12 protein-coding genes are annotated in these 10,539 nt (G+C 58.7%); 8 read left to right on the forward strand and 4 right to left on the reverse strand.

Annotation, left to right across the window (positions count from 1 at the left end):
* Nucleotides 1-22 precede the first annotated feature (22 nt).
* Entirely contained in the window at nt 23-373 is a 351-nt protein-coding gene (locus tag HYT87_18330; protein ID MBI2061702.1) for a transposase, read from the forward strand.
* A 57-nt stretch (nt 374-430) separates the two neighbouring features.
* Here HYT87_18330 and HYT87_18335 read toward each other — a convergent pair whose 3' ends face one another.
* The gene (locus HYT87_18335) at nt 431-1,048 is read right to left on the reverse strand and encodes a hypothetical protein (protein ID MBI2061703.1); all 618 of its coding nucleotides are present in this window, start codon (nt 1,046-1,048) and stop codon (nt 431-433) included.
* 501 nt (nt 1,049-1,549) lie between these two features.
* On the opposite strand from HYT87_18335, the gene HYT87_18340 reads away from it, so the two are divergent.
* Together HYT87_18340 and HYT87_18345 are read left to right on the forward strand one after the other, a co-directional pair.
* Nucleotides 1,550-1,783 (forward strand): AbrB/MazE/SpoVT family DNA-binding domain-containing protein, encoded by a 234-nt coding sequence (locus HYT87_18340; protein MBI2061704.1) that lies wholly within the window; start codon nt 1,550-1,552, stop codon nt 1,781-1,783.
* A 3-nt stretch (nt 1,784-1,786) separates the two neighbouring features.
* Nucleotides 1,787-2,077, forward strand: a complete 291-nt coding sequence (locus HYT87_18345; GenBank protein MBI2061705.1) for a type II toxin-antitoxin system RelE/ParE family toxin — start codon at nt 1,787-1,789, stop codon at nt 2,075-2,077.
* Between the two features lie 155 nt (nt 2,078-2,232).
* Here the strand turns inward: HYT87_18345 and HYT87_18350 are convergent, their stop codons facing one another.
* Genes HYT87_18350 through HYT87_18360 form a run of 3 tightly spaced genes read right to left on the reverse strand, consistent with a single transcriptional unit; the run spans nt 2,233 to nt 4,718 of the window.
* Entirely contained in the window at nt 2,233-3,738 is a 1,506-nt protein-coding gene (locus tag HYT87_18350; protein MBI2061706.1) for a GMC family oxidoreductase, read from the reverse strand.
* A complete protein-coding gene (locus HYT87_18355) occupies nt 3,728-4,123 on the reverse strand; it encodes a hypothetical protein (protein ID MBI2061707.1) in 396 nt (131 codons plus the stop codon). The genes HYT87_18350 and HYT87_18355 overlap by 11 nt, the downstream gene beginning before the upstream one ends.
* Before the next feature lie 40 nt (nt 4,124-4,163).
* A complete protein-coding gene (locus HYT87_18360; GenBank protein MBI2061708.1) occupies nt 4,164-4,718 on the reverse strand; it encodes a peptide deformylase in 555 nt (184 codons plus the stop codon).
* A gap of 96 nt (nt 4,719-4,814) precedes the next feature.
* Here HYT87_18360 and HYT87_18365 point away from each other — a divergent pair, with 96 nt between their 5' ends.
* The 5 genes from HYT87_18365 to HYT87_18385 all read left to right on the forward strand — a co-directional run bounded on the left by HYT87_18365 (nt 4,815) and on the right by HYT87_18385 (nt 10,474).
* Entirely contained in the window at nt 4,815-6,092 is a 1,278-nt protein-coding gene (locus HYT87_18365) for a homoserine dehydrogenase (GenBank protein ID MBI2061709.1), read from the forward strand.
* A gap of 168 nt (nt 6,093-6,260) precedes the next feature.
* A complete protein-coding gene (locus HYT87_18370; GenBank protein ID MBI2061710.1) occupies nt 6,261-7,805 on the forward strand; it encodes a hypothetical protein in 1,545 nt (514 codons plus the stop codon).
* A gap of 499 nt (nt 7,806-8,304) precedes the next feature.
* Nucleotides 8,305-9,069 carry a DUF3800 domain-containing protein gene (locus tag HYT87_18375; protein ID MBI2061711.1) on the forward strand — a complete coding sequence of 255 codons (765 nt, stop codon included), beginning with the start codon at nt 8,305-8,307 and terminating at the stop codon, nt 9,067-9,069.
* A 141-nt stretch (nt 9,070-9,210) separates the two neighbouring features.
* The gene (locus HYT87_18380; protein ID MBI2061712.1) at nt 9,211-9,408 is read left to right on the forward strand and encodes a hypothetical protein; all 198 of its coding nucleotides are present in this window, start codon (nt 9,211-9,213) and stop codon (nt 9,406-9,408) included.
* 10 nt (nt 9,409-9,418) lie between these two features.
* Nucleotides 9,419-10,474, forward strand: a complete 1,056-nt coding sequence (locus HYT87_18385; protein MBI2061713.1) for a hypothetical protein — start codon at nt 9,419-9,421, stop codon at nt 10,472-10,474.
* The last annotated feature ends 65 nt before the right edge of the window (nt 10,475-10,539 follow it).

Here is a 10,539-nt window from a genome sequence, read left to right on the forward strand (position 1 = left end):
CGTGCGATGAAAGGAGGTCGCGATGATGTATGTTGGGTTAGATCTGCACAAGAAGTTTTCGTACGTGGTGGGCACGGACGAGAAGGGAGAGACGAAGGTCCAGATGCGTTTGGAGCACCATGACGGAAGTGTGAGGGATTTTTTCGGTTCGATCCAGGAGCCCTGCCAGGTGGCGGTGGAGGCGACATCGAACTGGTATTGGTTGGTGGACGAGTTGGAGTCGATGGGGGTGGAGGTGGTATTGAGTCACCCCTCGAAGACCCGTGCGATTGCGGAGGCGAAGGAAAAGCAAAGGGCTCAAATCTTGACTTGGCACAACTTGCTCCATGGGCGATCCTCGGAAGGTCGAGTATGCTCGCGGGGTCAATGCTGAATGTTGACAAGATCCTCGCGGCGAAGCGGCGCGATCCTGGCGCACGCCGCGACTTGATCAGTCCGCCAGAGCTACCGTCTTGTCCGAAAAGTGAACGTTCAGTTTCGGCGCAACCTGCGCCATCGCCTCCATGCCAAGGAGCTTTTCACCCTCAAGTTCGTAGGCCTCCACATCCGCGGAAACATCATTAGTGCCTCCCCTCCGAATGCCGAATTTGATGAGGTGCAACCGGGCTCTGGCCGTCATTTTCCCGGCCAAGGTGATGTCCTCCTCCGCGACAAGATCGGAGCCCAATTCCGTTAGAAGTCCCCCGTCCAAGGCCAGCGCGCCGGAAAACCCCGTGTCCACGAGCATGGAAAGGTTCCCCGTCGAATCGAGAATCAGTGCGCCGCGCCTGACGGCTGCCGGGAGAAAAGGTCCAGACTGATCGACTTTCCCGCCCACAAGGATCGTTTTGAGCGCGTGGCGGGTGGGAGAACCCACGCGGACGACAAAAAAGACCGCCTTGGGGTCGGACTTTCGGAGCCGTCCACCTCGAACCGCCTCGGCTACCGTATCGCCGACGAAATACTCACCACTGGCGGGGTCAACCGCGGCGATCTTGCCTTTCGGCGCGCCGTTCGCCGCCGCCGTGAGAGTCTTTACCGTCTCGGATGCCTTCCTGGAAAGATCCATCTCTCGCTAACTATACCCCCGTTCCTCGCGCGTCAGCAAGGTGTCGCGAGCCCAAATAATCAGACGCTATTCGGAAATCGGCAGGGTGCCAGATTCCGAACAGGGCTCCGGGATCAATCTTGAATATTGACTTGTTGAGAAGCGCTGAAAAGTCAATACTCAACATTGACGCGCTTCATCGGGTGTCATTGCGAGGAGTGCTCAACGAATCCATGTCAGCGATGGCCTGCCCGGTAGTCCCTTAGAGCGTCTAACAGAATGCGTAGGGGAGGGTCTTCAGACCCTCCCGACAAGAGGGAGCATCTGAAGATGCTCCCCTACGAATGGGCATTCTGTCAGAGGCTCTTAGCTCGACTTTTGCCATTTTTTGAAAGGTTTATGTTGGTCATTATGCGTAGGGGAGGGTCTTCAGACCCTCCCGACAAGAGGGAGCATCTGAAGATGTATGTGGACTGACCCCCATCTCTTGACAAAATAGGTCCTCTATCTTACAAGTAAGGCATGCGCGCAGTTGACGTGACGCGTCTCTCCTCCAAAGGCCAAGTGGTCGTTCCCAAACGCCTCCGGAAGGCGTTGAACCTCAAACCGGGCGACAACCTGGTGATTGCCGCCGAGAATGACCGAATGATCCTTCGGAAACTGACCTTTGACGATGTCCTCAAGGATTCCCGCGAGGACTATCGGCGGGGGAGGACTTCTTCGCACGAGGAGACCTTCGCGCGCCTGCGCCGCTGAAGCGTGGCTTGGACGCTGCGGTACGGGCGATATGCACGGGCCGCTATCGACGATCTGCCGGTCAACATCGCCCAACGTGTTGAGAAGACGGCGCTCCTGCTTGGAGAAAATCCTCATCGAGGCAAACTCCTCAAGGGCTATGAACGAGAGAGGATCCGTTCCCTTCCGGTAACCACGACCGGCGGCGAGTACAGAATCATCTACGAGTTGATCCCGCAGGAGGAGGCCGTTTTCGTTCTGCTGTGCGAGACCCGCGAGGAGGTGTACAAGCTGCTCAGGCGGACATTCCGGTAACCTTGGTACACCGGATCATCAATTCTAACCGGGTATTCGAGATTGCCACTAGTGTGCTCGCGGGGTCAATGCTGAAAGTTGACAAACCGCACCCCTCAAAAGTCACAACCCAACATTGACCATAGGGAGACTTCGTGCCTTTCGGGAAGGGAGCGCTAGGACAGCTGCCGGCCGGCCAGGTGGGCCGATAGTCGGCTGGCGAAGGCCATGATGGTGATCTGGGGATTCACGCTCAGCGAGGTGGGGAAAATGCTCCCGTCGGACACGTAGAGATTCTCGTATCCATGCGCCTTCAGATTCGGGTCGACGACCGACCGCCTGGGGTCCGCTCCCATCTGGCATGTTCCCATGGGGTGAAAAGCGATCATGCCCAGCAATCTCCGCTTGATCGGCATGGACTCGATCGCTTTCAGATCATCCATCGAGCGGAGTTTGCCGAGTCCCATATAGGAGGTTTCGACCCATCTGGCTCCCGCGGCGAGCATCAATTCCGTCCCCTTCAGAAGCCCAAGCCGGGCGGTCTCGGCGTCGGCCTTGTTCACCTGGTACCAGATGAACGGGCGTGATCCCCAACTGATCACGCGGCCCCTCGTGGTGTCCGATATCATGATGCCGTTGAGCCCAAGGTGGGCGTAATCGGCCATATGGGCCATGTGTTCGAGTCCCCAGCCCGGCACGCCCGCGGCCACGAGCTCCGGCGGACCACCGGTCGCCTCCATCATGATCCCTTGCCGGATGAATTCATCGACGTAGTAGCTCTGAAGCACCCCTTTCCAAGGTTCGATCCGGTCATCAAACTTTCCGAGGACTTTCAGACCCGGATGGATGGTGAGGTTCTTCCCAACCTGTCCCGAAGGATCGGGCAGGCCGCTCTTCTTCCAGAGAAAGGGGCTGTAGATCGTTCCACCCGAAAGAATCAGGTGGCGGGGGCGGAGGGTGAACCGAATCCGGCGACCGTCGTCACGCGGTCGGGCCGACTCACCCTCAATCATCGAGATGCGTCCGTTCATGTGCGAAATCTTTCTCGCTCGCGCATGAAAAAAGAGCGTCGCTCCGGCTTCGACGGCCTTTGGGATGTAGGTGAGATTCGTTCCGAGCTTCGCATTCTGGGTACAGCCGAAGCCGCACTCACCGCATCCCTTGCACCCGTCGATGTTCCGGCGGATCGGTCCGTGGCTCCATCCGAGCGACTCGGCGCCCTTGCGCACGATCCGCCCGTTCCCGCCGAGGATCTCCTCCCACACAGGTTTCACCTTCAATTCCCGCTCGACCCTTTCGTAATAGGAGTTCAAACTCTCCGGCGTGAGGCCGAGTCCCGAATTCTGATTCCACTCCTCGATGACGTAGCTTGGCGTTCGAAAACACGTCCCGCTGTTGATCGTGGTGGTGCCGCCGACCGTGCAACCGAGGGGGAGGACGACCGGAGGGAGCCCGAGTGTGCCGGTGATACCGCGATTCCGGTAGAGCTTCATGGCTCGCTCCATCGGCGGGCCGTGGAAGTCTTTCGAAGTGAAATGGCCGCCTTCCTCGACGACCACGACTTCACGCCCGGTCTCGGCGAGTTCTTTCGCCACCACGGCGCCTCCGGCCCCGCTGCCGATCACGCAGACGTCCACCTCCCGGTCGAGGTCTTCGGACAAAGTCGAGAGGTCAATCAACATCGGTGTGACAGGAGGGCAGGGCGCCCATGGCCCGACGGACTTCTTCTTGAGCATAGAACACCGGCGCCAGGATCCCTCGGAGGCCGAGGAAGACCGACTGCACGATGTTCGATCGGGACTCGGAAAGATCGGCCAAATAGGCCACAGCTTCCTCGTCGGTCATCCGGCTGAATCGCCTACGGCGCGAAAAGACAGGCAGGACATCGAGGAGGAACAGGAGCGCCCGAAGGCCGGCCACCGCCTGCCCGCCGGCCAGCGAAAAGAATCGCTCGACTTTGGCGTCGAGGCCTACATCCGCGGCGCTGACGGGAATCGCGCCTCCGGAGGGGGCGAAGGAAAGACAGAGTTTTCGAAGGACGCTTTTTTCTCGGGTTCGAAGGTGCATGGGGTCTGTATGGAGGCGGCCGATGGTGGATCGAGGGGCGTCAATCCGTTCCAGTCTCGCCCGGCGAATCCGTCTGGTAGCGGTAATATTCGCCGAGGAAGCTGAGGGCCTTGAGGTCCTTCATGCGTTCGACAAAGAGCGTGCCGATGAGGTGATCGCATTCGTGCTGAATGGCGCGCGCGAAAAACCCTTCGGCCTCGAAATCCTGCCGTTTCCCTTCGCGGTCGAAACTCTTGACGGATACTCTCATGTAGCGGGGGACGCGGCCGCGAAGGTCCGGAATACTCAGGCAGCCCTCCCAATCCTCCTCCATTTCCTCCGTCTCGGCGGAGACCGTCGGGTTGACGAGGACGCAAAGGGGAATGGCCCGGGCTTCAGGATACCGCTCATTGCCGTTCACTTCGATGACGACAATCTGCCTCGACACGTGAACCTGCGGCGCCGCCAGTCCCGCTCCGCCGTATTCGTGCATGGTCTCGATCATGTCGTCGATGAGCGACTGTGTTTCCGGGCCGCGAATGGCTTCCAGCGGAACGGGCTCCGCAACTTTTCGGAGGACCGGATGCCCCATGCGCGCGACCTTCAGAATCGACATGCTTTCATCTTATCATTCCGAGTCGGTATTGCGAGTGGAGGTGGGCCGGCCGGTGTTTCTTGATTCGATGGGGGAGGGCAGGTATCATCCGGCCCAATGGTTCGAACGGCGAAACGTACCCTTGGAATGCTCGGCTGCGGAACCGTCGGCGCGGAGGTCATCCATTCGCTTCTTCACCGAAGCTCGGCGCCCGTGTCCATCAAGAGGGTGGCCGTGAGAGACATTTCCAAACGGAGGCCGATCGGACCGGTTGCGAAGCGGTTGACCACGGACTGGCGTGAAGTGGTGGACGATCCGGAGATTGAAGTGGTCCTGGAACTTATGGGAGGGGAGACGCCCGCGCTGGCCGCGATTAAGCGCGCGCTGGAGAACGGCAAGTCCGTGATTACCGCCAACAAACTCGTGCTCTCCCGGCATGGGCATGACTTGCACGAAATCGCCGCCGGGCGCGGCGCTTTTCTGGGTTTTCGTGCCACGTTGGCGGGAATCCACCCGATCATTTTCTATCTGCACTCTTCCATTCCCTCCGGGAAAACGATCCGAAGCGTACACGCGGTTCTGAACGGAACGTGCAACTTCGTTCTGGATACCATGGAATCCCGGGGGGTCACGTTTGATGAAGCGGTCCGGCGGGCGCAGAACGCGGGTTTTGCCGAAGCCGACCCCAGCTTGGACGTGGACGGGATCGACACCATGAACAAGATTACGATCATCAATCGATTGATCTATGGCGCATTTCGGGGAGACGCGGCCACCATCGAGAGAAACGGCCTTCGCGAGGGCATTCGGGAGATCACGCCGCAGGACCTGGCCTTTGCCTCGGAGCTCGGCTATTGCGTGAAACTGTTGGGCATCATCGAGAACGTGAATGGTTTCCGGTCGGTCCGAGCCCATCCCGCTTTGGTGAGGAAGGACCACCCTCTTGCGGTCTTGAGAGGTGCGGAAAACGGCATCGTCATTGTCGATGAATACGCGGAAGAATCGTGCTGGACGGGGCTGGGAGCCGGAGCGAAACCGACGCGTATCGCGGTCCTCCAGGATCTTTATGAGTGGGGGCAGGGTCGAAGGAGTATTTCTCCCCTGCCGTCGAAAACCTTCAAGTTTCTCCCCTCGGATCAACTCGTATGCAAGTATTTCCTGCGGTTTACGGTGATCGACCGGCCCGGCGTACTCGCCCAGATCTCACGCGTCCTTTGGAAGAATCACATTAGTATCTCCGCCGTGGTGCAGAAAGAACGGAGGGAGGGTGATCGGGTGCCCCTGATCATCACGACGCATGATGCCCGGGAGCGGAACGTTCGCCGTGCGTTTGGCACGATCTTGAAGTTGGCCGTGGTGAAATCCCCCAGCACCTTCATCCGTATTGTGGTCTGATGGGCCAGGACGGCTCTGGTCCGGACCATTCCCGGTAGCCGCAGGCTTTAGCCTGCGCGCCGGACGCGGGCTAAAAGCCCGCGCCTACCAAGAATTCATTGCCAAGCCCGTGACGCTCTGTTAAGGTTCGGCGAGTTCATGCGAAAGGAAGGCCGCTCTATGCGACTCATGGCTTCATCGTTGGTTGCCCTGCTCATCTTTTCGACCTCGGCCTTGGCCGAGGAACCTGAACCCGTCCCGCCGGAATCGACGCCCCCTGAAGTCGCCTCTCCAACTCCTCCGCCTGCTCCCGATGAGCCACGAGTCACGAGCCACGAGGAACGCATGCAGATCGATCTCCACGGGAACTACTGGGTGCGCGGACAATCCATGGCGGACGCGAATGCGGACAAGAACGAAGCACCAGGCGCCGCCTCGCTGTTTGAACACCGGCTCTTGCTGAAATCGCGCCTGAGCTTGGAAGAGAATGTGTCCCTCAACCTGGAAGCCTTCTTCTTCCAGTTCAGACCGTGGGGGCTCGAAGGGGGCGACGTGACCACCCAATCGAGCGAAGGGCGTCACCTCTTTGGAACGGAGAGCAAGACAAGCACTGATTTCGGACCGCGGCGGGGGTGGGGCGAAGTGCTGTTTCCGAATGTCGGTCTTTTCCGCGTTGGGCGCCAGCCTTCCGATTGGGGCATGGGCATCGTGGCGAACGACGGGGACAAGCCGCGAAACGATTTCGGCGACAACCGGTTCGGCGACACGGGCGATCGGATCCTGTTTGCCACCAAGCCGCTTGGCGCCGAGGGACCGCTTCTCACCGCCCTCGGTTTCGGTCAAACCGTTGAGGGTGACGTGCTCACGGGGAGCGACGATGTACTCGAAGGGGTCCTTGCCGTGTACTTTGATCTGAAGCCGCAAAACCTGAAGGCCGGAACCTATGCGGTGTACCGAAATCAGGCCCGGACCGATACGAATCTCTTCATCGCGGATTTCTATGGACACGCCGAGCAGTCCGTTTGGTTTGGAGAGTTCGAGGCGGCGATCCTTGCGGGCCAGTCGAAGCTGTTCAACAATCCGGACGATACGGAGGCCAAGACAGTTTCGCAGTTTGGCGGCGCCTTGCGCGCAGGTGGGCTGGAAAAGCCGGTCGTGCCGATCATGGAGGTCGGCTTGGCGAGCGGCGACGGGAACCTGAATCTCGACCGGAAGATTTCCAATTTCCGATTCAGTCCGGACTACAACGTGGGCCTGATCCTTTTCGAAGAACTTCTCCCGGCGATCACGGAAGACATCTTCAAAAGAGGAATTGAGAAAAATGTCGAGCGGCCCCCGTCAGCGGCGAATTTCTTTCCGACGGAGGGGCGGGTGACGAACGCCCTCTACCTGTATCCGCGCGTGAAGTACTATCCGGTTGACTCGCTGGAGACAAAATTCGGTCTGGTGTGGGCGCGGGCGATGAAGGATGTGCTGAATCCGGCCAACCTGCTTACTCAGCCCACCGGGGGCGGCAACACCGGTCTCCGAGGGGCGGACCCTTCGGCGCGGAATTACGGCGCCGAGATCGACGCCGGGGCCGAGTACACCTATTCAGAGCACTATCGATTCGGTGTTCAGGGTGGACTCGCCTTTCCGGGAGATGTTTTCGACGTGGGAGACGGCCTTGGGAAAAAAGTCCGCGGTCCCGACCCCATCGCCAAGGGCGTCCTCCGCTTCACCTGGGAATTCTGAACTTTCCGGGCGCGTCGCCCGGTTCACCATAACCCGGTGAGGCGTGAGGCGACCTCCGCTTCCCGACTGAACTCGACGGATGGCGCTTGGAATCGCATGGACACCCCGTCTGGAATACGCTAGAAATACGCTGGGGGAGGAAGGGTACGGAGAAACGCAGTCCCTTAGAAGGTAGTTCGTTTCTTTCGAGAAACAGGGCGGACCGCTTGATCGGTTCCGCGAAGCTCCATTCCCACTTGGTGAACCCCGCCGGCGAGTGGCACCTTCAATCAACCCTGGACATACGAAGGAATCGCGCTTGACATCGAATCCAAGAACACGGAAAATACACTCTGCGACTGAGTGGGTCCCCTTTCTTGGGACCCGGGTGAGAACCATCAGTCGCCTTTTTTTTGGTCTCCGCTCCCACTTACGCGAGGTGGGAATTCCCGTTTTGTGTTGGGGAATTCCAGCGGATCAGTTCTCGGCCACCGTCCCGTTGGAGTCCTGACGAAAGGAGATCAGCCTGTATATCCTCTATCTTGATGAATCCGGAAACCCGGATGCCCCCGCTGACCGGACCTTCGTGCTTGCGGGCGTGGCCGTATTCGAGAGGCAGGTCTACTCGGTTGGCCAGGCACTGGATAGAATTCAGGACCACTACTTCCCCAACTCCCCTCCTATCGAGTTCCACGCAACGAGCATCCGCTCCGGCGACGGATTCTGGCGTGGCGTGGACAAGGAGACCCGCGGTCGAATCATGAGGGAGATCGGAGTGAATCTCCGGGAAGCCCACCAGACGGGTCTGGTCCTTTTCGGGGCCGTTGTGGAGAAAACGTCGCGCATTCACGGCGAGGAGGCTGTTCTGCTCGCGACCGAACAGATATGCAAGAGGTTTGACACCTTCCTCAAGAGGCGTGAGAATGATAACCACGATCCACAGAGAGGCTTGGTGGTTTTCGCGGAGGGTCGATTTCACCAGCGAGCCAGGCTTTGGGTGCGCGACTTCAAGAAGCTTGGGACACAGTGGGGTGTACTGACGAAACTTTGCGATATTCCATATTTTGCCTCGACGCGGGAAACACGCCTGCTGCAAGTCGCCGACTACGTCGCCCATGCGACCTACCTCAATTACGAGAAACGCTACGCCGAATATTTCGATGTGATCTCCAGTCGATTTGACTCGAAAGATGGCGTTGTCCACGGCTTGGTCCACTACCTGCGGGATCCGGGGGCGGCTCGTGACTGTTCAGGCCCGGCCTGCCGCAGGAGCATGACCCGATAGTGATGCGCCATGGGCGCGGCATCCCGTCGGGGGACTGATGGCTGAACGCACGACATCTTTTGCGCTTTCTCCGAATGCGTCGGGGGACCGGCATGATCTTGCGGATCACATCCGGCCCGTTGCACGGAAGGGAGACTGGAAATGAATAGAATCTACCAAGGGCGCGTCACGAAAGTTGAAGTCTCCAAGGGCAAGGGTGCCGAAGGAAAGGAGCAGTGGGAGCCGTTGCCGGATTGGCCCGCCGCCCTCTGGCGGCACCACGAACTCTTCCAAGACGCGGTGAATTACTACACGCTTGCGCTCGCGGCATCTCCCGAAACATTTGCGGAATCAAAATAGAGGAACACTGATGAACGAACTTTATCGCACCTACGAAGTTCTAATAGAGGAAACGGTTCACCCCGACAATCCGAAGCGGAAAACCAGCAACAAGCCCGGCGTGTGGGATCAACAGAAATACGATGCCCTCCGCGACACGAACGCAGTGTTTCAGGATGCCGTGTGCTACTACACCATCTTGATCGCGGGCTTGGGCGGCGACCTGAATCCACTTTGGGGCGAAATGTGCGAGCGGGAAGAGCATCCCGGCAATGATGTGACAAAGGTTCTGCAACGATTGGCCGCGAATTACCCGGGGCTGCCGCACGCGCAATCAGTGCGGGAGCTTGTGAGCGGTGCTCTTACTCAAGGCAAGTCAGAGACCGAGCGGAAACGAACCTACGAGATACTTGAGAGTCAACTCGCGGGCGAAGACACCGAGTTGGATATCGAGAACCTCACAATGTTCGCCCACGACAACGGCCTGAGACTGTGCAGCCCAACAAGCAAGAGGAAGATGCCTGGCTCGGCTTTGCTGAACAGGCTGTACTGGATGATACACGGTGCGCCACAGTCTCATGCGGACGTAGCGGCAATGGTGACTCTGATTGACGAGTTCCGTAATTCAGTCGAGTTGCCTTCCCAAGACCGCGTGAAGGAACACTATCAAGCAGCGTTCACTGTTGCCAAATGCGGTCGAGCGAAGAAGTTGCGGCCTTTGATCGAAGCGCAACTCGCCGATTTGCAGGCGCATATTCAGGAGGAGGCTCATACGGACAGACGGTTTGTCTGGTTTCATCGTTCCGGCCCGGTCAATCCAATGGCGCACCTCGTGGCCCGCTTGCTCTGGTTCCAGAACGATGAGGTGCTCGCAAGGATCGCCCTTGAAGACTTGGTTGGTTTCATCAGCAACCCCGGTAACAAGATCGCCAAGCCTCTTGGCGACGAGGGCGGGATGCCAAGCAAATTCCCTTATTTCACGCAATGGCTTGGCATCAAGTTTGAATCACCTGCGTTCAGAGAGAAGTTCGATGACGCCGTGTTGAAGATGGCTGAAGTTACCCCCGTTTTTTGGACAGGTGGTTAAGCCAAGATTTTGGCAGAATCGAGGTTCAAGAAACGGAAGGAGAGATCATGGGACAGAAGCGGAAA

Source organism: Nitrospirota bacterium (assembly GCA_016180645.1).
GTDB lineage: Bacteria > JACPQY01 > JACPQY01 > JACPQY01 > JACPQY01 > JACPAV01.